A 25,828-nucleotide genomic window follows, 5' to 3' on the forward strand; every position below is an offset into this window, starting at 1 on the left:
GCGTGTACGAGGCACCCGTAGGCCACTTCAGCGACTACGCCCTGGCGTTCATGGCCCGTGGCGACCGCCCGGGTCTACCCGGTGCCAACCGTCCGGTGATGGCGCAGTTCATGGTCCACGGCTTCGCCGGCGCCATCAGGGCCTGGCTCAACGACCCGTCGGCCACGAAGAACGACTGGGTCGACGCGTCCGTGGCGTGCGCTCCCGCTTGGTGGGCGGCCGACGCCAACTCCTGATCCTCCCTTCCAAACTCCTCCGCTCAGCCCGTTTCACGGGTGCGCCTGGCACCGCACGTATCGTGCCCTGGACGCCGCGCCGCCCACTGCTGGCACCACCGTTCTGCGTCGCCGACTCCTGCAACTGTCCTGCCGGGTCTTCTGGCATCCGCACTGGTCGAACCGCCCCACCTCCGCCGCAGGCCGTGTAGCAAGGATTGCGGGCACGGCCTTATGCAGGCTCTCGAAGTGGCGGTGCACGCCATCGACCGCAACAGGAGCGTTGGCTCCCCACACCGTCATGCCGGCATGCAACCCGGATATCACCCCAGAAGGCGCATCCTCGACAGCCAGACAGTCCTCCGGCTGCGCGCCCAGGCGCTGGGCCGCCACTAGATCGGGGACCGGCGACGCCTTGCCCCCTCGACAGCCGCAGCATCCACAAGAACGCCCGGAACGGGCAGACCTGTCCGGGCAAATCGTCCACACACCCGGTGCTCGTAGTTCGATGTCACCAGCGCCCAGATCGATCATGCCGTCAGCCCATCGAGCAAGCAGTTGCGGGACAACACTTAGGGCTTGCAGATCATTAACACGTTGTCTTGATCATGCTGCTGGGGTCGCCACTCAGGGCTTGAACCCGAGCTTGGAGGGTTGTGAGGGCGGCGGGAGGGGTGGCTGCCGGCGGGATGACGATGCTGTGCGCCTTGAGCAGTGTCCTGATCTTCAGCAGGGTGCGGTGCATGGCGGTGCGGCTGCTGTCGAACAGCACGGCGAGGGGTTCCGCGGCCAGGGCGACCCGCAGGTGAAGGACGGCCGCCAGGACCTGGTCGGGGAAGGCGAGTCGGGGCGGGCGTCCGCGCTTGACGTCGCCGTCGACGGCCAAAGTGTCGGTGAGGTCGCTCAGTTGCTGCCGGGACATGCCGGTCAGGGCGGGGTCGGACAGCAGAGCACGGTCCCACTCCGGGGCCGGCTTTTGCGGAGTCCGGGGTGCTGGGATGGCAGGGCACAGATGGGGGTGCACGGCATAGTTCCAGTCGCCGTGGAAGGCGTGTCGGGTCAGTGGCAGGGCCGCCATCTCCGCGTCGCCGATCTGGACTCCGGTGGGGTAGGTGTTGGTGTCCAGCTCGGCCATGACGCGCAGTCCGGTGCGGGTGGTGGTCGCGGCGATGGACTGGACGATCACTTCGTGGCTGATCAGCGGGCGGCCGCGCCAGTTCATGGTGATGTGCGAGAAGAGCCGATGCTCGATCTTGTTCCACTTCGATGTGCCCGGCGGCAGGTGGCAAACGGTGATCGTCAGTCCTGTTTCGGCAGCGAGCCGGGCGAGTTCGAGCTTCCAGGCCCGGGTGCGGTAGCCATTCGAGCCGCCCGCGTCGGCGGTGATGAGCAGTCGTGTCGCCTGCAGGTAGGCGGCCCGGCCCTGGCCCGACCACCAGCGGCGGATCGATTCCACTGCGAACGCGGCGGTGTCGTGATCGGTGCCCACGTTGACCCAGCCGGTGTCCGCCGCGAGATCGTAGATCCCGTACGGGACGGCCTTGCCCAGCTGCGGGTCAGCGAAGTCATGGACGTTCACCGGCACCGGATCAGCCGCAGGCCGCCACTGGCGGCCGTTGTTCTTGAACTCGCCGACGAGCTCCTTCTTCTTGGTGTCCACGCTGATCACCGGCTGGCCCGCGTCCCGGTGATCGCGGGCCCGCTCGTTGAGATAGCGGAACTGGGCATCCCGGTCCGGATGTTGGCTTCCCTCGATGGTCTTGGCGTTGGCCTGCAGACTGAAGCCTTCCTCCCGCAGCAGGTCGGCGACGGTGTCCGCACTGACTTTGTGCCCGGCCCGGGCCAGCTCCCGCGCAAGGTTGCGGGTCGACTTGACCGTCCAACGCAGTGGCGACATCGGATCACCACGCTCGTCCGGCTCGACCAGCGCCAGCAGTGCAGGCCGCAGCCCCGGATCGAGATCCGCGACCCTCTTGCGGCCTCCGCCCGGCCGCCGCACCCGCCCCAGAGGCTCCTCGCCGGTCTCCAGCTCGAACACGCCCTTACGGACCGTGGTCTCACTCACCGAGGCCGACCGCGCGACGGCCCGAACACCACCGTGTCCCAGGACACGGGCCTCCGCGGCCATCAGTAGCCGTCGCTGCCGCTCATCCAGATGCGGGAACAACACCGCGAACTTCACAGCGAGTTGGGTACGGATCTCGTCCGGGATACGCATACCACACCAACGAGCCACGGGACGGGAAGCAACACCTTGATGATCTGCAAGCCCTTAAGTTGGTTGGCAAGGGACCCCTCATGACCCCTCCGGCCGTTCGGGCTCCACGAAGGGCTCGCCCGGTCCCGTGGAAGAGCGTAGGGAAGTTTGATCGAAACGCTCAGGATCAACCCGGCTGCCCCTCGCCAGGCCCGGCGTTCCCCTCGAAATGGAAGCGGTCGCGGTGCGTTGAGCCACCGCCCGCCGGGTCAGTACAGGTGGTCCCGGTACTGGCTCTCGGCGATCGCGGTGAGTTCGCCGAGCTGGTCACCGAGACTGTCGGCCATCTTGGCCGCGTTCTCCGCCACGTGCATCGTGTAGAAGTCGCCGCCCATGAGGACGGCTTCGGCCAGGTGGCGTGGATCGCCCTGCCACAGCTGTGAGCGGATCACGGCCTTGCCGCACTGCGAGAAGACCTCCCGCACGCGCACGACGGTCGCCAGTACGGCGGGTTTCCCGTCGGCGCTCAGCATGTCCAGCAACTCGGGATCGTCGGTGATGTACGCGTCACCGTTCACGCGTACGACTTCCCGAAGTCCGGGAACGAGGAACACCAGACCCACCGCGGGGTTGCGAGTGAGGTTCTCGAAGGTATCGGCGAGTTTGTTGCCCGGCCGGTCCGGGAGGGCAAGGGTCCACGGGTCCAGCACCCGTACGGAACCCGGCGGATCGCCCTTGGGGCTGACGTCGAGGTGCCCGGCGTCGTCCGCCGTGGCGAGACAGAAGAACGTGCTGTGCGCGATGAACCTGGTGGTGAATTCGCCGAGGTGCGACTCCTTCTTGGCCGCGATGAACGCCGGCGGGTGCCCGATGATCTCCCGCACCCGGTCCATGGCGATGGGGCGGTAGTCGTCGGCAGCAGTACGGACGGACGGGCTGGTACAGGTGTCGTCGTGGTAGCTCACATCGGCCCTCCGGGAACGGGAAGTGGTGCGCGGTCTCGCGCGCGGGGGACCTCACACGTCGAGGACGAGGCGCTCGCCGCGCGCCCGGGACACGCACACGTACATGCGGTCGCCTGCGGCGCGGTCCTCGGCGGTGAGGATGTCGTCTCGGTGGTCGGGTTCGCCGTCGATGACCCGGGTCTCGCAAGTGCCGCACACGCCCTCGCGGCAGGAGCCGGTGACGGGAAGGCCCTCGTCCTCCAGCGCGCTGAGGATGCTCCTGCCTGCGGGGACGGTGACCGTACGGTTCGACCGCGCGCAGACGACCTCGACGTCGGTGTCGGGCTGGGTCGGCCTCGGACGTGACCGGAACCGCTCCAGTCGCACCGAGCCCGGGGCCCAGTGCGCGGCCCCTTCCTCGATCGCGGTCAGGAGTGCCTCCGGTCCGCAGGCATAGATGCCGGTCTCGGGGCGTGGCCGCTCCAGCCACTCGTCGAGGGGTATCCGGCCTGCCCGGTCCTTCGGGTAGAGCCGTACGTTGTCCCGGTGGGCACTCAGTTCGTCGAGGAAGGCCATCGAGTCGGCGGTGCGGCCTCCGTAGAGGAGCTGCCACGGCAGGCCCCATGCGGCGGCCTGTCGCACCATCGCGAGGACGGGGGTGATGCCGATGCCGCCCGCGATGAAGAGATAGGCCTTCTCCTTCCTGAAGTGGAAGTTGTCCAGTGGTCCGCGCAGCCGTACGAACTGTCCCGGGCGCAGGAAGGCGTGCACGTACTCCGAGCCGCCCCGGCCCGCCCGCTCGCGCAGCACTCCGATGCGGTACGAGGACCGGTCCTGCGGGGATCCGCACAGCGAGTACTGCCGTACGATCCCCGTCGGCAGCGCGAGTTCTACATGGGCGCCCGGCCGCCAGGCAGGCAGCTGTCGTCCGTCGGGGGACGAGAACTCGACGGAGACCACACCGGCGGCCTCCCAGCGCACCTGGCGCACCCTCACCTGCATTTCAGGCACTGCTCGGCCCACGTCAGCCGTGTCCACGTGAAGCGTGTCAGCCATGTCTGCGCTCATGGGCGTCTCCGAACTCACTGGTGACTCCGATGCCGTCGGCGAACGCCGCCGTCCAGGCGGCGACGGCGCGGCGGGTCACACGGGCGGCAGGGGCCAGGACGTCGAACATGTGCGGCATTCCGGGTACGAGGTGGACCTCGACGGAGTTCCCCGCCGCGCCAAGTCGGGCGGCGAACTCCAGCCCTTCATCCCGTGCCGGATCGACCCCGGTGACCATGACGTAGGCGGGCGGCAGACCCCGCAAGTCCTCGGCGCGAGCCGGTACGGCGTAGCCCGCTCCTGGGTCGCCGCCTTGCAGATACATCCGCCAGCCGGCCTCCGCTGCCCGGCGGTTGAAGAGCTTGGGGTCCGTGACCGCTCGCGCCGATACGGTCGCAAGACGGTCGTCGATGACGGGGCAGCCCAGGTAGAGGTACCTGATGCGCGGCCCCGCGCGGTCACGGGCGGCGAGGGCCACGGCCGCCGCCAGGGCGGCGCCGGCGGAGTGCCCGCCCAGGGCCAGGCGCGACGCGTCGACGCCCAGAGTGTCCGCCTGGTCCGCCACCCAGTTCAGCGCGGCGTAGCAGTCGTCGAAGGCGGCGGGGTACGGGTTCTCCGGTGCGAGCCGGTAGTCAGGGGCGACGACGGCGATGCCCAGCTCGGCGGCCAGCCGTCGGCACGTGGCGTCCTCCGCGTTGGGGCCGCCCAGTACGAACCCGCCGCCGTGCATCCACACCGCGACCGGCAGGGAGTCCGTACCCCGTGAGGCCGGTGTGTAGAGCCGAAGGCTCAAGGGATGCCCGTTCGCGAGGACGACGCGGTCCTCGACGTCGACCGTGCTGTCCGACGTACCGTCTCCACTGGCCGCTCTCGCGGCCGTGCGTGCCGCCGGTAGGTCGGCGAACACGTCTTGGGTGGGCAGCGCCTCGTAGACGGGGAGGAACTCAGGGTCCTGGAACACTGCGGACTCCTCTCTCTTGTCCACTGGACAATAGCTCCCCCTTGTCCAGTGGACAAGAGATGTCGCCGTATATTGTCCGCCGGACAAGGGTGAGCGCGAAGGAGCAGTATGGGCATCAGCCGATCAGCAGTCGTCGACGCCGCGTTGGAAGTGCTCGACGAGCAAGGCCTCGACCTGGTGACCATGCGCGCCGTCGCGGACCGGCTGGGAGTGCAGCACAACACCGTGCGCTGGCACGTGGACAACAAGCGCCGCCTGCTCGTGCTGATGTCGGACGCAGTCCTCGCAGGCCTGGACGTCGCCGCTCTGCCCCGACTGTGGGAGGACCGCGTCCGGGCCCTGGCGCGCTGGTGCCGGGAGGCGATCCTCGCGCGTCGCGATGCGGCCCGCCTCCTCGCCGGACTTGCCACGACGGAGGCGAACACCTACCGGTTCGCGGACACGATGATCCAGACCCTGCTCGACGCGGGGTTCTCACCCCGCACGGCGGCCTGGGCAAACTGGACCATTTTCTATCTCGTCCTGGGCATCACGCAGGAGCAGCAGGCGCATTCGGCCGAGGCATCCGCGCGCATGACGGAGTTCGACGACCCCGACTACCCGGCACTGAGCAAGGTCGCCTCGCAAGTCGTCGCCGGTACCTTCGAGGAGCGCTTCGAGTTCGCGCTGAACATGCAAGTGATCGCTCTGCGCACGGAGTTGGACCGTACGAGCGACGCTCCTTCCTGACCCGGTCCGGGTCAGGGACGACGTGACGGGCGCCTCTGCGGCTCCGCCGTCTCGCGGAACTCGGCTCGCGGGCCTTGCGTTGTGCTTCCCAGCAACGAGAGAACGGGGGATGGCCGATGCGCATCACCATCGTGGGGGGCGGCATCGCCGGGCTGACCTGCGCCCTGAGCCTGCATGCCGCAGGCTTCCGTCCGCAGGTGCGGGAGGCGGCACGGACCATCGAGGCGGTCGGCGTGGGAATCAACCTGCTGCCGCACGCGGTACGGGAACTCGCGGAACTCGGCCTGGCCGACGAACTGGCCGCCATCGCGCTGCCCCCGCAGCGGCTGAGCTACCGAGACCGGGCGGGCGAGCCGGTGTGGGAGGAAGCCCTGGGGCTCGCGGCGGGTTACCGCTGGCCGCAGTACTCCGTACACCGCGGCCGTCTGCACCTGATGCTGCTGGCGGCGGTGCGCAAGCGCCTGGGGTCGGACTGCCTCCGCACGGGTCTGCTGTTCCAGCGTTTCGAGCGGACGCCGCACGGCGTCCGGGCCCATTTCCTGGACCGGACCGGCGGCACACCCGTGGCCGAGGACGCCGACCTGCTGATCGCTTGCGACGGCATCGACTCCGCGGTGCGCGCCCAGCTGTACCCGGCCGAAGGCCCCTCGCACGGGAACGGCGTCCATATGTGGCGCGGGGTCGCTCCGTGCCCTCACCTCCTCGACGGCCGGTCGATCGTGGTGGCCGGCGGGACCCCCGGTGCGAAGTTCGTTGCCTACCCGATCGAGGACCGGGTGACGAAGGGCGGCGACGCCCTGATGAACTGGGTGCTCGAAGTGCGCCGCGGCACGCGCGCCGCACCGCTGGACCGCTCGAACCGCCGCATCACGACGGCGGAAGCCCTCACAGGCGTGACGGACTGGAGCCTGCCGTGGGTCGACCTGGCGAAGCTGGTCGAGCGCTCATCGGCGATCTTCGAGTACCCGATGCTCGACCGCGACCCCCTGCCGCGCTGGAGCTTCGGCCGGGTCACGCTGCTCGGCGACGCGGCCCACCCGATGTTCCCGATGGGCATGAACGGCGGATCGCAGTCCGTCGTTGACGCCCGGGTACTGGCCTGGTGCCTGGCCCGGGAGCACGACCCCGAAACCGCGCTCCGCCGCTACGACACGATGCGCCGGCCGACGGTCAACGCGATCGTCCTGGCCAACCGCGAGCTGGGACCGGAGAAGATCATCGCACGGGCTGCGGAGCGCGGCGGGACGCTGCCCGTCGACGAGGCCACGGAGATGGCGAGCGACTACAAGGAGCTGACCCGGGCGACAGTCGCACAGGTCAACTCCCGTGCCTCGTGGACCGTTTCGGGCGGGGGCGGGGGCGCGACCACGGATCCGGCACGGTGAGGACGCGCCCGCGGGAAGGTCCATGACTGCCGCCGTATCGCTGTGCGTAGTCAAAACTGTGCGACAGTGAACGGGAGTTGCCCGCTCGGCAATCCTGATGCAACTCTTTCCATGCACTGGCGGAAACTCGTGCACAGCGTCGAAGTCCAAGCAGCGTCTGGCAAGGGCCGGTGCCGTGGGCCCCTGGTCGCAGGGGCGGGTGTCGTGCCGAGCGCCGCTCCCGCTGCCGCGGCCACCGCCGTTCCGGACGCTTCATTCGCTTTCCCGCATCGTTCGCCGGTGACGTACCCACGGACCTGGCCGTTTTCATGGCCGAATCGCAGGTCCCCTGGGGCGTGGACGCCCTCGGCGGTCAAGTCACCGAGCCCGCCTGGCGGACCAAGCCAAGCTGGTACCTGGTCGCTACCGACGACGAGATGATCCCCCCGCCCGCACAGCGCACCATGTCCGCGCGAGCCGGCTCGACCACCATTGAAGCCGGGGGCAGCCATGCCCTCTACGTGTCACAGCCGGCCGCCGTGGCCGACCTCATCAAACAGGCCGCCTCCGCGGTGGTCGCGCCGTAGGCTGCCGGTCGGGCGCCCAGCTCCCAAGGCCAAACATCGCGGATGCATCGGGTCAAGGCCACACCCGTCGCCAGTCCGCCACAGGGCCAGGGTTTGTGTGGTCCGCTGGGGTGACCCAGAAGGCTTTGCCCAGCTCAGCGCTAAACTGGGGGCCTGTCCGGCCGTCGCCGGAGGAGCGCCCGGTGAGCCGCCGGCCTATCCACGGCACCAGATGCTCGCGCGCGAAGCGCAGATCCCCCGCGCGCCGCGCACCCCAGCCCGGCGGCGGGTCGGCCGGCAGCGGTGCGTCCCAGTCGGACGCGGCGGGCAGGCCGAGCGCCTGCCAGACGGCCTCCGCCACCCGGCGGTGCCCCTCGGCGTTCAGATGCAGCCGGTCATCGGCCCACATCCGCGGGTCGGACAGCGCCCGCGACGCGTACAGGTCGACGACCACCGCACCGTGCCGCGCGGCCGCCTCGTCGATCCATGCGAACAGCTGCTCCATCCGCGGCCGGAAGCGCTCCAGCACCGGCCCCTGCCGTCCCGGGCTGCGCATCAGCACCAGCTGCCCGCCTCCCCGCGCCAGCAGCGCCGCGGCCTCCTCGAACCGAGCACACACCTGGTCCACGTCGCACCGGGGCCGCAGAACGTCATTGAGCCCGCCGACCAGCGTGACCAGATCGGCGCCCATCGAGGCGGCCGGCCCGCACTGTTCGTCGGCGATCTGCCCGATGAGCTTGCCGCGCACCGCGAGATTGGCGTACCGGAAACCGGGCGAGGTGGCCGCCAGCCGGGCGGCGAGCAGATCCGCCCAGCCGCGGTACGAGCCGTCCGGCAGCCCGTCCGACATCCCCTCGGTGAAGCTGTCGCCGACCGCGACGAAACTGGTGTAGTGAGCATTCATTTCCATGGCGCGGTGATCCTACCGCTCGCCATACCGCACGGTATGGGGAGGTCCGCGGCGGTGCGCCTGACACCTCGCTGCCGACGATCTGCGAGCGTGCCGGGCTGTCCAAGGCCGCATGTGTTTGAGCGCACGCATCTGAGCACACGCGCCTGACCGACCGGTCAACGATCCAACCGATCGGTCAGACGCTCGGGCTCCCGCCGCTCGTCAGGCTCCGGGCCGCTGCAGCACCAGCTCCCTGAGCACGTCCTCCATCGTGACCAGTCCGGCCAGCCGCCCGTCCTCACCGATCACCGCGGCCAGATGCGTACGGGATCCGCGCATCGCCGTCAGCACGTCGTCCAGCAGCGTCGAAGCCTTGACCCGGGCGATCGGGCGCAGCGCGGACACCGGGAAGGGCACATCGCGCGGGGCGGCGTCCAGCGCGTCCTTGACGTGCAGATAGCCGAGGATGCGGCGGGTGTCGTCGACGACGGGGAAGCGGGAGAAGCCGGACTCGGCGGCCAGCAGCTCCAGCTCCTCGGGTGTGGCCCCCATCTGCGCGGAGACGACCTTTTCGGCCGGCAGCACCACATCCCTGACCGGGCGGCGGCCCAGCTCCAGGGCGTCCCGCAGCCGCTCCTGCGCCCGTTCGTCGAGCAGGCCGGCCGCCCGTGAATCCTCGACCATCTTCGCCAGCTGGTCGTCCGAGAAGGTCGCGGCGACCTCGTCCCTGGTCTCCACCCGCAGCAGCTTGAGCAGCGCATTGGCGAGCGCGTTGATCGCGAAGATCACCGGGCGCAGCGCCCGGGTCAGCGCGACCAGCGGCGGCCCGAGCATCAGGGCGCTGCGGACCGGCTCGGCCAGTGCCACGTTCTTCGGCACCATCTCGCCGAAGAGCATGTGCAGATAGGTGGCCAGCGACAGCGCGATCACGAACGAGATCGGATGGATCAGCGCCTCCGAGATGCCCACCGCGTGGAACACCGGCTCCAGGAGGTGCGCGATGGCCGGCTCGGCGACCGCGCCCAGCACCAGGGTGCACAGCGTGATGCCCAGCTGGGCGGCCGCCAGCAGGGCCGAGACATGCTGCAGCCCCCACATCACGCTGGTCGCCCGGCGGTCACCGCGCTCCGCGTACGGCTCGATCTGGCTGCGGCGCACCGAGATCAGGGCGAATTCGGCGCCCACGAAGAAGGCGTTGACGACCAGCGTCAGCAGGCCCACGAAAAGCTGCACCCCGATCATCGGCGGGCCTCCGCGTCCTGTTCGTCGTGGCTGCCCGGGAGCGGGGCGTGCAACAGCACCCGCGCCGCGCGATGACCGGAGGCGTCCAGCACATCCATCCGCCAGCCGGACACCTCCAGGGTGTCGCCGGCGACCGGTATCCGGCCGAGTTCGGTGGCGACCAGTCCGGCGAGGGTTTCGTACGGGCCCCCGGGCAGCCACAGGCCGATCCGCTGCAGCTGGTCGGTGCGGGCGGAGCCGTCGGCCTGGTAGACCCTGCGGCCCTCGGCGTCGGTGCCGGCCGGCGCCAGGTCGGGGGTCTCCATCGGATCGTGTTCGTCGCGGACCTCGCCGACCACCTCCTCGACGATGTCCTCCAGGGTCACCACGCCGGCCGTGCCGCCGTACTCGTCGATGACCACGGCCATCGTGCGCCTGCCGGAGAGGCGGTCCAGCAGCCGGTCCACGGTCAGCGTCGTGGGCACCAGCAGCGGCTCGCGCACCAGCTCGGAGACCGGATGGCGGGGGCGGCGTTCGGCCGGGACGGTCAGCACGTCCTTGATGTGCGCCACCCCGACGACGCTGTCCAGGCTGCCGCGGTAGACCGGGAAGCGGGACAGCCCGGAGGCCCGGGTCGCATTGGCCACGTCCTCCGCGGTGGACTGCACCTCCAGCGCCATCACCTGCACCCGCGGGGTCATCACGTTCTCCGCGGTCAGATCGGCGAGGCTGAGGGTACGGACGAACAGCTCGGCGGTGTCGGCCTCCAGCGCGCCCTCATCGGCGGAGTGCCGGGCCAGCGCCACCAGCTCCTGCGGGCCGCGGGCCGAGACCAGCTCCTCGGTGGGCTCCAGACCCATCCGGCGGACCATGCGGTTCGCGGCATTGTTGAGATGCCGGATCAGCGGCTTGAAGGCGGCACTGAAGCCGCGCTGGGCGCTGGCCACCCGCTTCGCGATGGCCAGCGGGTCGGAGATGGCCCAGTTCTTCGGCACCAGCTCGCCGACGACCATCAGCACGACCGTCGAGATCGCCGTCCCGAGCACCAGGGCGGCCGATTCCGCCACCGCATGCGACAGGCCCATCGCAGCCAGCGGTCCCGCCAGCAGGGTGGCGATCGCCGGCTTGGACAGCATGCCGATGACCAGGCCGGTGACGGTGATACCGAGCTGGGCGCCGGAGAGCTGGAAGGTGAGGCTGCGGACCGCCTTCAGCCCGCTGTCCGCGCCCCGGTCGCCGCGCTCGGCGGCGCGTTCGAGGTCGCTGCGCTCGACGGTCGTCAGGGAGAACTCGGCGGCGACGAAGACCCCGCAGGCCAGGGTCAGAAGGAGTGCCACGCCCAGGAAGAGCAGGTCGGTCATCGAGTCACCTCCGTCCCATGATCGAACAGGATCGGGAGGTTCGCGCTCTGTCGAATGGATGATCGACAACTGGGAGGCTCGCCCATGGCTGGACGCTCACACACCTTTCACTCGGGGGAGGGGAGACTCCATGGTAAAGGATCAGCAAAATTGCCGGTCGAGGGCGAGCCCGCCCCGTGCCGGGGGTGGGGCGGGCTCTTCGGGTGCCGGGGTGCCGGGGTGCCGGTGCCGGGTGCCCGGCGCGACGGCGTATCGACGTATCAGTGTGTTGGTGTGTCGGTGTATCGATGAATCGGTGTGCCGGGGCCGCTCAGCCCTCGAGATGCTTGACCCAGCGGCTCCACTGGGGCTCGGGCGCGTAATCCGCCGCGCGCCACGCATGCTGCGCCGTTTCATTGCGGTCCAGCACCATCGCATCGCCGCGCCGCCCGCCCAGCGCACGAAACCGCTCCTCGGCGGCGGCCAGCAGCGCACCGCCGATGCCCTGCCTGCGGTGCCCGGGGTGCACGGCCAGCCGATAGAGGTGGCAGCGCCATCCGTCGAAGCCGGCTATCACGGTCCCCGCGAGGATGCCGTCGCGCTCCGCCAGGAGCAGCGCTTCGGGATCCCGGGTGACGAGCCGCGCCACTCCGTCGCGGTCGTCGCTGATGCTCGTTCCTTCCGCGGCATCCCGCCAGAACTGCAACACGGTGTCGACGTCCGAGAGGGTGGCGCAGCGGATCTGTAGATCGTTCATGAGACGAGCCAAGCAGAGCGTCGGCCTGTCAGGCGAACGGTTTCACCGTCGGCGCATCGACGGAGGCGGAAGGGGCGGCCGGAGACCGGCCGTTGAGCGGTTGTTCTTGCCGAAGAGGCCGGGCAGCGGTGCCGGTGCGGGAGGCGGCCTGCCTGACCGACGCCCGGCAGGCCGCACACCCGGGGCCAGGGCCCGCGTCCGGATATCGGCCGTCCGGCGGGGCTGTCGGTGATCGATAGGCGAGATGTCGGTAGCCGCTGGAACTGTGGGTGTCGAGTTGCCCGCATGCAGCGGCAGCCGTCATGCAGCGGCAGCCGTCGTCACCAGCAAGGGAGTTCCCGTCGCCGTGTCTTCCGCATCCTCCACCCCGCCCTGGAATGTCCAACGACTGCCGCGTGCCGATGGCCGCGTCTTCCTGGTGACCGGCGGCAACGCCGGCATCGGATACTTCGTCGCGGAGCAGTTGTCGGCAACCGGAGCGACCGTCGTGCTCGGCAGCCGGAATCCCGCGAAGGCCGAGGTCGCCATGGCCTCGATACATGCACGTGTTGCCGGTGCGCGGGTGCGAGCCGTTCGGCTGGACCTCGCCGACCTCTCGTCGCTGCCATCGGCGGTGGAGTCGCTGGGGGTGGAATGCCTCGACGCGGTGGTCCACAATGCCGGCGTTGCGCTTGACGACCCGCCTCGCAGGGAGACGGGGGACGGTCACGAGCTCATGTTCGGCACCAACCACCTGGGGCACTTCGCGCTGACCCGGTGGCTGATGCCGCTGCTGTCGGCCGCGCCGGCGGCCCGCGTCGTGACCATGGGCAGCTTCGCGGCGAAGTCCGAACGGCTCGACCTGGACGACCTGCAGTCCCGGAAGGACTACCGGCCCAAGCGCACCTACGGACGCTCCAAGCTGGCTCAGATGTACTTCGGCGTCGAACTCGACCGCCGACTGCGCGCTGCCGGCAGCACGGTGGCGAGCGTGGTGGTTCACCCCGGCGGCGCGCTGGACTCCCTCACCCCGTCACGGCCGCCGGTCCATGTGCGAACCGCCGGCGCAGGGTTGAGCGCGGCACCTGCAGCCCTCGTCCTCCAGGGCAAGCATGCCGGAGCGTGGCCCGCGGTCCGAGCGGTGCTCGACCCGGCCGTGCGCGGGGGCCAGTTGTGGGGACCCCGCGTCTTCGGCCTGCGGGGCGTCCCCCGACGAGAACCGGTGTGGAACCACCTTGCCGACCCCTCCGTCGCGGCGCGGTTGTGGGACACGAGCTGTGCCCTGACCGGCGTCGATCCCGGTGCCATCAGACACAGCGAGGCCCGCCCTACGGGCGAACGACGGGACGGTGACGACAGGCCCTAGCTTCGAGGGCCGGTGTGCAAGGTCGCGAACAGTCCCGCGGCGCGGCTGCCATCCGGCATCTGCCAGGAGCCGGCGATGTGACCGGTCGTTCCCTGCGGGGACTCTCCCTGCAGGGACTCTCCCTGCGGGGACTCTCCCCGCAGGGACAGGGACGAGTCCTCCGACGCGGGCCGGAGCACCCGGTGCAGTCGGAGGAGCATGCCGTTCAGCGTGGGCAGTTCCGTGCTCTCCCGGGTGTCGGTGGCAGCCGTGGCGAAGTCCATGGGGAGGGGGCCTTCGCCGGCGTAGGCGCAGATGACGTCCCGGGCCGGGACGCCTGTGGTGTTCTGGTCCTGTGCCGGTGCTCGGCCCTCGATCAGAGCCGGCAATTGGCCGAGCAACACCGGATCGTGGCAGCCGTCGTACACCCAGCGCGACCCCAGCACTCCGTGCTCCATGGTGCCGACGAGTGCGTGCCCGGCCCCGTCGAGCGGCGCACCGCGATAGGTGAGCGGTACGAGGTAGGCGGCCGGGAGCGGGCCGGAGGCGTTGGTGACCACGATGAACTCGATTCCGACCTCGCCTTGCGGGTCGTCCAGTCGGAAGCCACCCGCGTTGGCCAACTCCGGCCCTCCCGCACTGTCGTCGTACCACGGACGAGAGGGGAGCCAGGAGGCGAGGAGTTCCAATTTGGTCGGGACGAGGCGGGTGTGGTGGATGACAGCCATGCCGAGCATTCTCCCGTTAGGCGGAGGTGAGCCTTCCCAGCCTTCCATCTGCAGCGCGCTGAGGTCACCTTAGGGCTTGCAGATCATTAACACGTTGTCTTGATCATGCTGCTGGGGTCGCCACTCAGGGCTTGAACCCGAGCTTGGAGGGTTGTGAGGGCGGCGGGAGGGGTGGCTGCCGGCGGGATGACGATGCTGTGCGCCTTGAGCAGTGTCCTGATCTTCAGCAGGGTGCGGTGCATGGCGGTGCGGCTGCTGTCGAACAGCACGGCGAGGGGTTCCGCGGCCAGGGCGACCCGCAGGTGAAGGACGGCCGCCAGGACCTGGTCGGGGAAGGCGAGTCGGGGCGGGCGTCCGCGCTTGACGTCGCCGTCGACGGCCAAAGTGTCGGTGAGGTCGCTCAGTTGCTGCCGGGACATGCCGGTCAGGGCGGGGTCGGACAGCAGAGCACGGTCCCACTCCGGGGCCGGCTTTTGCGGAGTCCGGGGTGCTGGGATGGCAGGGCACAGATGGGGGTGCACGGCATAGTTCCAGTCGCCGTGGAAGGCGTGTCGGGTCAGTGGCAGGGCCGCCATCTCCGCGTCGCCGATCTGGACTCCGGTGGGGTAGGTGTTGGTGTCCAGCTCGGCCATGACGCGCAGTCCGGTGCGGGTGGTGGTCGCGGCGATGGACTGGACGATCACTTCGTGGCTGATCAGCGGGCGGCCGCGCCAGTTCATGGTGATGTGCGAGAAGAGCCGATGCTCGATCTTGTTCCACTTCGATGTGCCCGGCGGCAGGTGGCAAACGGTGATCGTCAGTCCTGTTTCGGCAGCGAGCCGGGCGAGTTCGAGCTTCCAGGCCCGGGTGCGGTAGCCATTCGAGCCGCCCGCGTCGGCGGTGATGAGCAGTCGTGTCGCCTGCAGGTAGGCGGCCCGGCCCTGGCCCGACCACCAGCGGCGGATCGATTCCACTGCGAACGCGGCGGTGTCGTGATCGGTGCCCACGTTGACCCAGCCGGTGTCCGCCGCGAGATCGTAGATCCCGTACGGGACGGCCTTGCCCAGCTGCGGGTCAGCGAAGTCATGGACGTTCACCGGCACCGGATCAGCCGCAGGCCGCCACTGGCGGCCGTTGTTCTTGAACTCGCCGACGAGCTCCTTCTTCTTGGTGTCCACGCTGATCACCGGCTGGCCCGCGTCCCGGTGATCGCGGGCCCGCTCGTTGAGATAGCGGAACTGGGCATCCCGGTCCGGATGTTGGCTTCCCTCGATGGTCTTGGCGTTGGCCTGCAGACTGAAGCCTTCCTCCCGCAGCAGGTCGGCGACGGTGTCCGCACTGACTTTGTGCCCGGCCCGGGCCAGCTCCCGCGCAAGGTTGCGGGTCGACTTGACCGTCCAACGCAGTGGCGACATCGGATCACCACGCTCGTCCGGCTCGACCAGCGCCAGCAGTGCAGGCCGCAGCCCCGGATCGAGATCCGCGACCCTCTTGCGGCCTCCGCCCGGCCGCCGCACCCGCCCCAGAGGCTCCTCGCCGGTCTCCAGCTCGAACACGCCCTTACGGACCGTGGTCTCACTCACCGAGGCCGACCGCGCGACGGCCCGAACACCACCGTGTCCCAGGACACGGGCCTCCGCGGCCATCAGTAGCCGTCGCTGCCGCTCATCCAGATGCGGGAACAACACCGCGAACTTCACAGCGAGTTGGGTACGGATCTCGTCCGGGATACGCATACCACACCAACGAGCCACGGGACGGGAAGCAACACCTTGATGATCTGCAAGCCCTTAGGGCTGTCCCGTAAATGATCTCCAGGCGGGATGGGGCGCGCCAGCCCGCCCGGGGCCGTACGGTCTCCGGCGTGGAGTTCGCGTGATCCCGGTTGCACGAGTGGCACTTCCGGGGTCGCTCAAGTTCGGGATGCCGTTCGAGACTGGAAGAAAAGAAAGCTCAGAACCACCCTCACACCCCAACTCACACCAGGGCTGACCTGCTGCGCGACCGGCGAGGTATGGAAATCGAATGACGCGAAGGGAACAGGGGCGCTACCTTCCGCGTATGGATCTTGAACCTGGTCAGGCCGTGCCCGCCGTTCCCGTTCCCCTCGATGTCGAAGTTCAGGTCGTCTATGACGCCTACCTGGCGGAGGAACCGGACTTCGCGCCGATGAGCCTCGAGAAGCTGTCGGTGATCCGCGCGGAGGTCGATGCCGCAGTGGCGGCGCTCGAGGACCTCAGCCATGGCGGACGCTTCGTCGTCTCGCAGCCTTCGGCGCCCGGCCTGGACGGCGCCCCCGAGATCCCACTGCTGGTGTGCACGCCCTCCGGCGCGCCCGCATCGCGGCCGGCGCTCTACTTCATCCACGGCGGCGGCTTCTACTGCAGCGATCACCGCATCGGGCTCGACCAGATGCGGCCTGCTGTGGGTCGCCGACCACGCGGACGAGCTCGGCATCGACCCGGAGCGCATCATCGTTATGGGCTCCAGCGCCGGCGCCAGCCTCAGCGCCGCGCTCGCCCTGTACGTGCGCGACAAGGGCGGTCCCCGCCTGCTCGGCCAACTGCTGGCTGCCCCCCTGCTCGACGACCGCAACGACAGCGCCTCGGCCCTGCAGATGGACGACGTCGAACTCTTCGACCGCAGCCGCAACAAGTTCGCCTGGAGCTTGCTGCTCGGCGACGCCCAGGGCGGAGCTGACGTGCCGCAGTACGCCGCGCCCGCCCGCGCCACCGACCTGACCGGCCTGCCGCCCGCGTTCCTCGACGTCGGCTCCGCCGAGTGCCTGCGCGACGAAATCCTCGCCTACGCCGACCGGATCTGGCAGGCCGGCGGCAAAGCCGAGATGCACGTGTGGCCCGGCGGAATCCACTCCTTCGACCGGAAAGCCCCCGAGGCTCGGATCAGCAAGGCCGCCGTCGCGGCACGCCACAACTGGATCGAGCGCCTTCTCGCCACCAACTGACGGCCGAAATCAAGATCCCGACTTGCCCGGTGAACGCGTCAGGCCAGGGCTTCCGCTACCTGCCGGTGCCCCGTGCGGCGCCCGAACCAATGCGGCGTTGTGTGTCGATGGTCCGGTCACCTCGCCGGTGGAGTTGACGCTGGTACCCGGACACCGTCGTGGTCACGGCACGTTGTACGGAGCCCTCAACCGCGGCCGGATCGACGTCGCCAGGTTGCGGGCACTGCTTGGCCGGCATGCCTCTGCCGCGCTTCGAGGGCGGGCGCCTGGTGCTCGCGGTCGACGTGTCACCGTGGCTGCGCTCGGACGCGCCGTGCTCACCGGACCGGCTCTTCTGCCATGTCTACGGGCGGGCGAAGTCCGCCTCCCAGATCATCCCGGGCTGGCCGTACTCCGTCGTCGCCGTCCTGGAGCCCGGGACCACCTCGTGGACGTCGATCTTGGACGTGGTCCGGCTCGGGCCCGAGGACGACGCGACCGCCATCACCGCCGCCCAGCTGAGGGCCGTGGCCGAGCGGGTTCGCCCGCCCGCGCCACCGACGGCAAGACCGTCAAACGCCCCCAAACCCTCAAGGCCATCGGCAGTCCCGGTAGATCCTGGTAGATAAAGAACAAGCTTAGGCTCGCTCCATGAATGACGAGGAGGACCAGTCCGTACGGGCTGCTGTCGAAGGTGAACTGCGGCTCCTCGAACCGGACGTTCGCGCGTCGCAGGCCCTCGCAGTCGAACTCCTGGACCCGGAGTTCGTCGAGTTCGGGGCGTCCGGGCGGCGCTGGGACCGGGTGTCGATCCTGACCGCCATCGCTCCCGACCCGGACACCCCGCCGGATCGCATCGCCATCAGCGACATGACAGCGACGCTGATGGCCCCCGGCATCGTTCACGTCACCTACACCTCCGACCGCAACGGCCGCCGAGCTCGGCGCAGTTCACTGTGGCGCAGGAGTGCGGCAGGGTGGCGCCTGTATTTCCATCAAGGCACGCTGACCGACAATTCCTAGCCATCTGCCGGGTTCAAGGGGTCAGAGAACAAGGATCAAGCCAAGAGGGCTCTTCCTCCGGCATCAGCCGGTCGGCACCCGTCTCTCCGTGAGCCCGGAATTTCGTGGGCCGGTTGCTCCGATGGGCTCGTTGCTCCGATGAGCCGATTGCTCAGAACGCCCACCGCGTATGGGAGTACACCCCGTTGGCCCGACCGAAGCCGTACGCCGTGACCGGGGCGAGGCGTTCACCGGGGCAGAACACCGTCCCGTCTGCCGCCACCCCACGCGACCAGCCGTTGAGCGGCCTGGAACGTGACACCGTCGCCGCGCTGCGCCACGACGCCCGGATGCCCTTCTCCACCCTGGCCGCACGCTCGACATCACCGAGTCCCGCGCCCGCCGTACCGTTGCCGCCTTGCTCGAATCAGGCCTGTTGCGTCCCCGTGTCGAGGTGGATCCCCGGGACATCGGCTACGCGGTCGAGGTGGTGCTGAGCATCGGCTGCCGCCCGGGCGCCGTGCAGCGCCTCGCCGCCTCCCTGGCGGATCACCCCGCGACGCGATTCCTCGCCCTCACGGCGGCCTCTTCGGTCTTCACCTACGGAGGCGTCTTCCGCGACGAGGAGCACCTTGCCGACTTCCTCACCGGTGGTTTCGAGGGCAGCGAGGAAGTCACCTCCCTGGAGTGCTCCTTGCAACTGGAGGTGCTCAAGCGGTACTGGGCGGCCCGGCCTTGAGCTCGGCCGAACTGGTGCTGATGACCGTGTCGGCGCGCAAAGTGGGCCGGTGCCCTGCAGAATCCGGTAGCGAGGATGCGGTACCGGCAGAGGAATTGGCGTTGTCGGTGCGAGGTGGGGCGGGGCGGTCCGGCTCGGGCGGCCGTGTTGGGTGGAGGGGCCGTGCGCGGTGTGCGCCGGCGGGGAGGGAGTGACGGTGGGGGCGGTCGAGAAAAAATCTGAGGTCGCGGCGCTGCTCAAGGAGTTGAAGGACCGCTCCGGGAACAGCTACGGCGCGCTCGCCAAGCGGCTGCACATGAGCACGTCGACGCTGCATCGCTACTGCAACGGTGATGCGGTGCCGACGGAGTACGCGCCGCTGGAGCGGCTGGCACGGCTGTGCCGGGCGACGCCGGACGAGCTGGTGGAGCTGCACCGGCGGTGGATCCTGGCGGACGAGGCGCGACGCCGGGAGCGAGACCGTAGACAAACGGGCAGGGGCACGGCGGTTGTTGCCGCGGAAGGGGAGACGGTGGCCGGGGTCGGCCACGGGGCCGACTCCGACGCTTCGCCCGTACCGCCACCGGCTCACCTCATGGCCGCCTCCGCCCCTGGCCGAGTCGCTGAGATCACCCCCGCGGGGCGGCCCGTGACACAGGTGGTGCCCGGGGGCCGCGGGCGGCGTATCGCGCTGACGGCCGGAATCGCCGTGGCCGCCGTGGCCGTCTCCGCCGCGCTTGCCGCCGGACTGGTCGTCGACGGGGACGGCCACGGCCGCCAGGCGGCAGCCGAGCGGACCGCAAGTGCCAAGAGCGGAAAGGGGGCGGTGGGGGCCGAGGGCGGCCGCTTGCCCTCGGCGTCCGCACAACCGCCCGTGACGGAGAGCACGAGCCCGTCCCCGTCCCCTTCCCCGTTCCACTCGCTCTCCCCGTCCCGTACGGCCGGCGGCGGAGAGGCGAACGTGCCGGACGCGGACGACCGGGCCGGGCTCCCGGTGAGCGTGGATGTCCGCCCGTACCGCTGGGAGAGCCCGTGCAGCCAGCGCTACCTGGTCGACCGAGCCCCCGGCAAGATGGGTCCGCCGCCCTCAGAACAGGACGTCAGGGGCTGGATTTCGTCGCTGGGCGCGGTCTCGGCGGACAGCCAGCTGGTGGAGGTGTCGGTACAGGGCACGGGGGAGAAGACCGTGGTGTTGCACGGACTTCGGGTGCGGGTGGTGAGGAGTGACCCGCCGCCCGCCTGGAATGCCTACAGCATGGGCGTGGGCTGCGGCGGAGGCATCACGCCCAAGACGTTCGGAGTCTCCCTGGACGCACCGCAGCCCAGCATCGCGCCGCAGGGCGGACAGCGGGACTTCCCCTACAAGGTGAGCGAGCGGGACCCCGAGGTCTTCAGGATCACCGCGCGGGCCGGGGTCCGCGCGGTGCGCTGGTACCTGGAACTGGAGTGGTCCAGCGGGAACCGGCACGGCACGCTCCGCATCGACGACAACGGGGAGCCGTTCCACACCAGCGGGATGGAGGGCCGGCCGCAGTACGACTACCCACTGGGCGGCAGCAAATGGATCCCCGCCCCGAAGGAGAACGGCTGAGCCCGGCTGCCCGCCCCACCCCACCCCGCTCCGGCCACTACCGGCGTCGGGCCGTCACCGGCTACCGGGCCGGGCACCTCCGACCGGCTGAGCGGCGCTCGTTCACCAGGTCAGCGCGTCCTCGGAACGGGACTGCCAGTAGGTGACCCATGCCGAACTGTCGGTATGGACACCACCGTTGGGCAGCGTGAGGCGTGCGGACGGGCCGGTGGATCCATCGCCCGCCCGGTTGCCGAACAGGACGCCCAGGGTGCGGGCGGTGTGGCCCTCGCTGCCCGAGCCGTCAGCGGACTGGTACATGATCCCCGCGTACGCCGACTCGCCCGGCGCGAGTGTGATCACGGCCTGTGGCTTGGAGGCTTCGAGGAACGTGGTGGCGGCCTGGCCGTCGTCCCAGCGGAGGTAGGGCGCGCCGTAGGCGTTGCAGGGCACGGAGCCGGTGTTGGTGGCGGTCAGCAGCATGTGGTTGACAGGGCGAGGGACCTTGGTCACGGTGACCTTGACGTGCGCGCCGGTGCAGGCGGCGGTCGTCGCCCGGCTGCCGGAGCCCTGCCCGGCGGCCCGACCAGGGCCGTTCTTGCCGGCGTTCCCGCTGCCGGAGGCGCCCGACGACATGGCGGCCTTGGATACGTGACCGTCCCGGGCAGAGCCGTTGCCGTCGCCGCCCGAAGGGGACTGAGCCTCCTGGCTGCCGGTCAGAGGCCGGGAGGACGAGGTCGGGGCCTGGCCGCCGTTGTCCTTGGTGGTGCCGTTCTGGCAGGCGGTCAGCGCCAGGCTTGCCGTCAGGACGGCGGCGGAGGCGACGAGCTGGGTGGCGCGACGGGTGGTGCGCATGGTGTGTGGGTGCTTTCTGTTCGGTTGCGTGGGGTCGGCATATGTGACGTCAGAGGCGGTCGAGGAGCAGGAGGAAGACGATCGCGGCCGATGTGACGAGCAAGGCGACAGCGACCGCGTCGGTGATGTCGGCGCCGCCGAACCGGCGGAGTCGGAAGCGTGCCCGCACGGTGTCTCCCTTCGGTATGCGGTATGCGGCATACGGACGGCATGAGGCATGAGGCATGAGGCATGAGGCATACGGCATGAGCTGCGCGGCATGCGGCCGTGGTTGCCCGCTGACCTCAGCTTGCGGCGCCCTCCGTCCCGGTCGCCACGGCCGAAGCGGAAAACGGGACGCCGGAACGCTCGTACCGTCTCTGACCTGCGGAAACACCCCCTCCCTGGAACGCCGTGATGGGATGCGGGATGCGGGATGTGGGCAGCGGGCAGCGGGAAGCAGGCAGCGATACGCAGGACGCCAGAGGGGTGTGACCCGGGCGACGTCCTAGCCCCCTGCCGACTCGACGACGACGGCCAAGTCTGCGCCCGCTCGGAGGAGCGCCACGGTGCGTGCGGCGATCTGCTCCACACGCTGCTGCAGGATGCGTTGGACTTCTCCCGGGCCGTCGAGTTGGCCCAGGGAATCCATGGCTTCGCGCACGGCGGGAATGCCGTAGCCGGCGCCGCGGAGAGCCGTCACGATGCGCGCTGCTCTGATGGCCGGCAGGCCGTAGCGACGGGCTCGCAGTGACGTCACCCGCTCGGGCGTGACAAGCCCTTCCTGCTCCCAGAACCGCAGGGTCGAGGGACGTACCCGGAGAGCTTCGGCGAGCTCCGTGATCGTCATCGCGTCGCTCTCGTGCTCGAACCCGGTTGCCCCCGCTTCGGCCTGGATCGTCCGCAACGCCTGTTGGGCGCGCAGCGCCTCCTCACGTTCCCGAGCGAGCCGGACATGGACCGCATTGATCGCCGAGGCCGCCTCCGCGATCGTCTCCGTTCGCCGCCGCGCGAGCATCTGCCGGGCCGCGACCGGCCCCATGGCACCCGCGAGTCCCCGGTAGGCCCGAAGGGCGTGCACATGAAGCGGTGTGTAGGAGCGGTAGCCGTTGCTCGATCGAGCGGCCGCGGGAATGACCCCCAGCCGTTCCAGGTCGCGCACCTGTTGCACCGAGTACCCGGACTCTCTGGCCACGTCGACGGTGCGCAGCGGTCCCCGTTGCACACCGCTCGCCGGCTCGCCCATCGGTCAACCCCACATAAGCACTTGAAGGTGATCCTTGAACCATGAGTATGGAACAGATCATCACGGCCGTACGGGGCTTCGACGGCGCGCTCGTGGTCAGCCCGGAGCCGGGCGGCGACTTCCCCGAGTTCACGTGGGGGAGTGCCTTTTTCTACTTCGCCCCCGACGGCCGGATGCCGCAGAGCGTCCAGCCCTACGGGACGATCGTCGTCAAGGACCACCCCGACGACGCCGCCTCCGCCCTTGACGCTCCGGACCGGTGGCGCGTGAACATCCACGTCGACCGGGCGACGTTCCGGGAGCTCACCGGGGAGGAACCACGCAGTCTCACTCGGCCCCGCGACTACGCGGCCGCCGACAGCGTGATGCCGCACCCGGTGTACGGGGCACTCGGCTGGCTCGCTGTCGTCAACCCGGGGGAGCGGACCACGGACACGGTGCTGCAGCTTCTGCGTGATGCCCACGACGCGGCTCGTGCGAGGTTCGGGCGACGACGTTCGTAGGACGCCTCAGGCGGACCGACCGGCACCCGGCCCCGGCCGTGTTCCTGGGCGTGCCGTACCCAGGAACAGCCTGTCCTGGTTGCTCCTTCCACCGCCGCCCAGACTCCGGAGAGCGGGCCAACCGCCACGTTCTCTACAAGGAGCCAACAACATGCCACCGACCTCCAAGGTTGTCGCGATCACCGGTGCGAGCAGCGGTATCGGGGAGGCGGCCGCACGCCGACTGGCGGCGGACGGACACCGGGTCTTCCTCGGCGCGCGCCGCACCAGCCGGCTGGAGCGACTGGTTGAAGAGATCACGAAGGAGGGCGGCACCGCTGCCTTCGCCAAGCTGGATGTCACCGACGCGGCAGACATGCGTGCGTTCATCGATGCGGCGCTGCAGCGGTACGGCCGGATCGACGCGCTCGTGAACAACGCGGGGGTGATGCCCCTCTCCCCGCTGGAAGCGCTCAAGACCGATGAGTGGGACCGCATGATCGACGTGAATGTGCGGGGCGTCCTGCACGGCATCGCCGCCGCCCTGCCCGCGATGCGCGCACAGGGCGGCGGGCACTTCGTGACCATCGCCTCCGTCGGCGCGTACGAGGTCTCGCCCACCGCCGCCGTCTACTGCGCCACCAAATTCGCCGTGCGCGCGATTTCCGAAGGCCTGCGCCAGGAATCGGCAGGGGACATCCGGGTCACCCTCGTCTCTCCCGGCGTGACCGAGTCCGAACTCGCGGACAGCATCTCCGACCCCGCGGCCAGGGAGGCGATGAAGACCTACCGCGCGGTGGCACTGCCCGCATCGGCCATCGCGGAGGCCATCGCCTACGCCCTTGCGCAGCCGCCGCAGGTCGACGTGAACGAGATCGTCGTCCGTCCCGCCGCAAGCGCCCAGTGACTCACCCCGAAGGGAAAGGAGCGGGCATGCCGCCCACTGCCGCCGACTACGACAGCCTGGTACGAAGACTGCGGGACCTGGAGGACAAGGAAGCCCTGCGCGCCCTCATGATCCAAGGGTGGCGGGCCCTCGACCGCAAGGACTGGCAGACCTGGATCGCCTGCTGGGCCGACGACGCGGTGCTGGAGTTCGGGCCATGGGAGCAGATCCACGGGAAGGACGCGGTCCGGGCGACGGTGGAAGCAGCGGAATCGCCGTATCCGAGCATGCAGCATCACCTTCTGAACATGCACTTCGAGGTGGACGGCGACCGGGCGACGGGCATCGGCTACATGTGGTTCGTCGCCGTCACCGAAGCCGGGAAGACCTCCTCTCCCTACGCGATGGGCGGCCCGTACGACTGGGAGTTCAGCCGGGGCCCGGACGGCTGGCTCCTGACGCGCCAGAGGCTCGGTGTCTGGTGGACTCATGGTGAGGACGCCCTGAAGGCCTTCGGGTAGAGGAACGGGCGGCGCCGCACCGGGAAATGGCCTCCGGAATATTGGAGCGGGAACCCTGATATTCGCGTGGGGGCACGTGCTGCGCCCAGGCGTAGGTTTTCTGTGGCTGGGCCGCAATTTCCTTTCCCTGGCGTGGAGAAGGTGGTTTCTCGTGGCGCGGATTTCTCGGGAGAGAGGCCCGGGGAGCGTCAGATCTTTCGAAGCGGGCGTGTTCCCGCATTCCGCCCGGACCGGGCAGGGGGTCACACATCATTGGCCGCGGGGGTGCGAGAGGTAATTGCTTTGTTACGGTAACCCTGCTCGCGGAAAGGCAGTTCGGTTCACCGGGCGAGCCTGCGGGGGAGGGTGGGCGCTGTCTGGTGCCCGTTTCCTTCCCTTCCGTATCCCCCCATGGAGAAGGTTTAGTTGAACGTGAAATTCTCTTCGCCGAAGCGTGAGTCGCGCGGTTCACACCGGCGCAGGGCCAGGATGATTCCGCTCGGAATCGTGGCCACGGTCGGCGTTCTTGCCGGATCTCTGGCCGTTTTCCACTCCCAGGACGACGCGAAGGCCAGTGAGGCCTTCCCGCCGGCCTCGCACCCGAGTGCCGCCACGCTCACGCCGGGCGACCGGCCTTCCGCTTCCGCATCCGTTTCCGCTTCCGCGTCCGCGCCGTCCGCCACCGAGCGGGGCACCGGCAAGGTCGACCGCTACGAGGCGGAGATCAACCGACTCGTCAACAACGCCCGGAAGAAGCACGGTTGCGAGCCCCTGCACCGCGACCCGCGGATGGACAAGGCGGCCCGGCTGCACAGCCAGGACATGGCCGCCCACGGCTTTTACGCGCACACCGGCCCCGATGGCAAGGGCCCCAAGGAGCGGATGGAGGCACAGGGTTACGACGACGCCTCCGGGGAGAACATCGACGCCTGGCCGAGGACTCCCCAGGGTGCGTTCGACGCCTGGATGCACAGTCCCGGCCACCGCGCGAACATCCTCAGCTGCCACTCCAAGGGCACCGGGATAGGTGTCGCCCTGGGCGGCAAGCTCCGGGCCTACTGGACTCAGGACTTCGGCTACAAGTAAACGCCGGCCTGCGGGGCGCCGCCCGTCTGATGACCGCACTGCACGGCATCGGCGGGCGGCGCCTTGTGCGCGACGGGTGCACGAGGCGCCGGCTCGCCCAGGTGCCGACCGAGGTTCCGGCCCCGGTCCGGACGTCCCGGAGGTGATCTTCCTGTACGCCGTCGATCTCCCGCGCGCTCCGTCTCGGTCTCCAGCAGCTCCCCCTCTCTCCCCTCCCCACCAGCCTCCGGACCATCGGGTGCTTCCCCCAGGCCGGCCGGTGCTTGCCGCTGCTAGCGGATGCGCGCTAGCTTGGA

Annotated in this window: 25 protein-coding genes and 3 pseudogenes; 15 read left to right on the plus strand and 13 right to left on the minus strand. The window is 69.7% G+C overall.

Annotation, left to right across the window (positions count from 1 at the left end; all coding sequences use genetic code 11):
- The first annotated feature begins 2 nt into the window (after positions 1-2).
- Positions 3-236 (plus strand): hypothetical protein, encoded by a 234-nt coding sequence (locus D9V36_RS38630; RefSeq protein ID WP_206739783.1) that lies wholly within the window; start codon positions 3-5, stop codon positions 234-236.
- 189 nt (positions 237-425) lie between these two features.
- On the opposite strand, the pseudogene D9V36_RS42410 reads toward D9V36_RS38630, so the two are convergent.
- The 5 genes and pseudogenes from D9V36_RS42410 to D9V36_RS38655 all read right to left on the minus strand — a co-directional run.
- Positions 426-739, minus strand: a pseudogene (locus D9V36_RS42410) (HAD-IA family hydrolase); the annotation flags it as partial.
- Positions 740-804: 65 nt separating this feature from the next.
- On the minus strand, positions 805-2,433 hold the full coding sequence (locus D9V36_RS38640; RefSeq protein WP_129296065.1) for an ISAzo13 family transposase: 1,629 nt from the start codon (positions 2,431-2,433) through the stop codon (positions 805-807).
- 248 nt (positions 2,434-2,681) lie between these two features.
- The gene (locus D9V36_RS38645; RefSeq protein ID WP_241721210.1) at positions 2,682-3,377 is read right to left on the minus strand and encodes an MSMEG_1061 family FMN-dependent PPOX-type flavoprotein; all 696 of its coding nucleotides are present in this window, start codon (positions 3,375-3,377) and stop codon (positions 2,682-2,684) included.
- Between the two features lie 51 nt (positions 3,378-3,428).
- Positions 3,429-4,412 carry a PDR/VanB family oxidoreductase gene (locus tag D9V36_RS38650; protein WP_241721211.1) on the minus strand — a complete coding sequence of 328 codons (984 nt, stop codon included), beginning with the start codon at positions 4,410-4,412 and terminating at the stop codon, positions 3,429-3,431.
- Positions 4,405-5,364 (minus strand): alpha/beta hydrolase, encoded by a 960-nt coding sequence (locus D9V36_RS38655; RefSeq protein ID WP_129297862.1) that lies wholly within the window; start codon positions 5,362-5,364, stop codon positions 4,405-4,407. Before D9V36_RS38655 ends, D9V36_RS38650 begins: the two co-directional genes overlap by 8 nt.
- A gap of 108 nt (positions 5,365-5,472) precedes the next feature.
- Between D9V36_RS38655 and D9V36_RS38660 the strand changes: the two genes are divergently transcribed.
- The 3 genes from D9V36_RS38660 to D9V36_RS38670 all read left to right on the plus strand — a co-directional run bounded on the left by D9V36_RS38660 (position 5,473) and on the right by D9V36_RS38670 (position 8,044).
- A complete protein-coding gene (locus D9V36_RS38660) occupies positions 5,473-6,093 on the plus strand; it encodes a TetR/AcrR family transcriptional regulator C-terminal domain-containing protein (RefSeq protein WP_129297863.1) in 621 nt (206 codons plus the stop codon).
- A gap of 116 nt (positions 6,094-6,209) precedes the next feature.
- Positions 6,210-7,478: an FAD-dependent monooxygenase gene (locus D9V36_RS38665; protein ID WP_206739784.1), complete on the plus strand. Its 1,269-nt coding sequence runs from the start codon at positions 6,210-6,212 to the stop codon at positions 7,476-7,478.
- 170 nt (positions 7,479-7,648) lie between these two features.
- On the plus strand, positions 7,649-8,044 hold the full coding sequence (locus tag D9V36_RS38670; protein ID WP_241721212.1) for an alpha/beta fold hydrolase: 396 nt from the start codon (positions 7,649-7,651) through the stop codon (positions 8,042-8,044).
- Between the two features lie 52 nt (positions 8,045-8,096).
- On the opposite strand, the gene D9V36_RS38675 is transcribed toward D9V36_RS38670, so the two are convergent.
- The 4 genes from D9V36_RS38675 to D9V36_RS38690 all read right to left on the minus strand — a co-directional run bounded on the left by D9V36_RS38675 (position 8,097) and on the right by D9V36_RS38690 (position 12,233).
- Positions 8,097-8,933, minus strand: a complete 837-nt coding sequence (locus D9V36_RS38675) for an SGNH/GDSL hydrolase family protein (protein ID WP_129297865.1) — start codon at positions 8,931-8,933, stop codon at positions 8,097-8,099.
- 204 nt (positions 8,934-9,137) lie between these two features.
- Positions 9,138-10,157: a hemolysin family protein gene (locus tag D9V36_RS38680; protein ID WP_129297866.1), complete on the minus strand. Its 1,020-nt coding sequence runs from the start codon at positions 10,155-10,157 to the stop codon at positions 9,138-9,140.
- A complete protein-coding gene (locus tag D9V36_RS38685; protein ID WP_129297867.1) occupies positions 10,154-11,497 on the minus strand; it encodes a hemolysin family protein in 1,344 nt (447 codons plus the stop codon). The genes D9V36_RS38680 and D9V36_RS38685 overlap by 4 nt, the downstream gene beginning before the upstream one ends.
- A 310-nt stretch (positions 11,498-11,807) precedes the next feature.
- Positions 11,808-12,233 (minus strand): GNAT family N-acetyltransferase, encoded by a 426-nt coding sequence (locus D9V36_RS38690; protein WP_129297868.1) that lies wholly within the window; start codon positions 12,231-12,233, stop codon positions 11,808-11,810.
- 346 nt (positions 12,234-12,579) lie between these two features.
- Here D9V36_RS38690 and D9V36_RS38695 point away from each other — a divergent pair, with 346 nt between their 5' ends.
- Entirely contained in the window at positions 12,580-13,578 is a 999-nt protein-coding gene (locus D9V36_RS38695; protein ID WP_241721213.1) for an SDR family NAD(P)-dependent oxidoreductase, read from the plus strand.
- Here D9V36_RS38695 and D9V36_RS38700 read toward each other — a convergent pair.
- On the minus strand, positions 13,575-14,285 hold the full coding sequence (locus D9V36_RS38700) for a maltokinase N-terminal cap-like domain-containing protein (protein ID WP_129297870.1): 711 nt from the start codon (positions 14,283-14,285) through the stop codon (positions 13,575-13,577). The two genes, D9V36_RS38695 and D9V36_RS38700, sit on opposite strands and share 4 nt — an antisense overlap.
- Positions 14,286-14,371: 86 nt before the next feature.
- The gene (locus tag D9V36_RS38705; protein WP_129296065.1) at positions 14,372-16,000 is read right to left on the minus strand and encodes an ISAzo13 family transposase; all 1,629 of its coding nucleotides are present in this window, start codon (positions 15,998-16,000) and stop codon (positions 14,372-14,374) included.
- Between the two features lie 506 nt (positions 16,001-16,506).
- Here D9V36_RS38705 and D9V36_RS42915 point away from each other — a divergent pair.
- The 6 genes and pseudogenes from D9V36_RS42915 to D9V36_RS38735 form a co-directional block, all read left to right on the plus strand.
- Positions 16,507-16,737 (plus strand): annotated as a pseudogene (locus tag D9V36_RS42915) (hypothetical protein); the annotation flags it as partial.
- A 6-nt stretch (positions 16,738-16,743) separates the two neighbouring features.
- On the plus strand, positions 16,744-17,229 hold the full coding sequence (locus D9V36_RS42415; protein WP_241721214.1) for an alpha/beta hydrolase fold domain-containing protein: 486 nt from the start codon (positions 16,744-16,746) through the stop codon (positions 17,227-17,229).
- Between the two features lie 88 nt (positions 17,230-17,317).
- Positions 17,318-17,750: pseudogene (locus tag D9V36_RS38715) on the plus strand (transposase); the annotation flags it as partial.
- A gap of 109 nt (positions 17,751-17,859) precedes the next feature.
- Positions 17,860-18,231: a DUF4440 domain-containing protein gene (locus D9V36_RS38720; protein ID WP_129297871.1), complete on the plus strand. Its 372-nt coding sequence runs from the start codon at positions 17,860-17,862 to the stop codon at positions 18,229-18,231.
- Positions 18,232-18,628: 397 nt separating this feature from the next.
- Positions 18,629-18,949, plus strand: a complete 321-nt coding sequence (locus D9V36_RS41575; RefSeq protein WP_206739785.1) for an Lrp/AsnC family transcriptional regulator — start codon at positions 18,629-18,631, stop codon at positions 18,947-18,949.
- 196 nt (positions 18,950-19,145) lie between these two features.
- Positions 19,146-20,519: a helix-turn-helix domain-containing protein gene (locus D9V36_RS38735; protein ID WP_206739786.1), complete on the plus strand. Its 1,374-nt coding sequence runs from the start codon at positions 19,146-19,148 to the stop codon at positions 20,517-20,519.
- A 102-nt stretch (positions 20,520-20,621) separates the two neighbouring features.
- On the opposite strand, the gene D9V36_RS38740 is transcribed toward D9V36_RS38735, so the two are convergent.
- The gene (locus tag D9V36_RS38740) at positions 20,622-21,353 is read right to left on the minus strand and encodes a DUF4232 domain-containing protein (protein ID WP_164993114.1); all 732 of its coding nucleotides are present in this window, start codon (positions 21,351-21,353) and stop codon (positions 20,622-20,624) included.
- A 487-nt stretch (positions 21,354-21,840) separates the two neighbouring features.
- Positions 21,841-22,578, minus strand: coding sequence for a MerR family transcriptional regulator (locus D9V36_RS38745; protein WP_129297874.1), 738 nt, complete (start codon positions 22,576-22,578; stop codon positions 21,841-21,843).
- Between the two features lie 47 nt (positions 22,579-22,625).
- On the opposite strand from D9V36_RS38745, the gene D9V36_RS38750 reads away from it, so the two are divergent.
- The 4 genes from D9V36_RS38750 to D9V36_RS38765 all read left to right on the plus strand — a co-directional run bounded on the left by D9V36_RS38750 (position 22,626) and on the right by D9V36_RS38765 (position 25,532).
- On the plus strand, positions 22,626-23,081 hold the full coding sequence (locus D9V36_RS38750; RefSeq protein WP_129298995.1) for a DUF6194 family protein: 456 nt from the start codon (positions 22,626-22,628) through the stop codon (positions 23,079-23,081).
- A gap of 151 nt (positions 23,082-23,232) precedes the next feature.
- The gene (locus D9V36_RS38755) at positions 23,233-23,967 is read left to right on the plus strand and encodes an SDR family oxidoreductase (protein ID WP_129297875.1); all 735 of its coding nucleotides are present in this window, start codon (positions 23,233-23,235) and stop codon (positions 23,965-23,967) included.
- Positions 23,968-23,993: 26 nt separating this feature from the next.
- Entirely contained in the window at positions 23,994-24,467 is a 474-nt protein-coding gene (locus D9V36_RS38760) for a nuclear transport factor 2 family protein (protein WP_129297876.1), read from the plus strand.
- A gap of 468 nt (positions 24,468-24,935) precedes the next feature.
- Positions 24,936-25,532, plus strand: a complete 597-nt coding sequence (locus tag D9V36_RS38765; protein ID WP_129297877.1) for a CAP domain-containing protein — start codon at positions 24,936-24,938, stop codon at positions 25,530-25,532.
- The last annotated feature ends 296 nt before the right edge of the window (positions 25,533-25,828 follow it).

This window comes from Streptomyces lydicus, from assembly GCF_004125265.1.
Lineage (GTDB): Bacteria > Actinomycetota > Actinomycetes > Streptomycetales > Streptomycetaceae > Streptomyces > Streptomyces lydicus_C.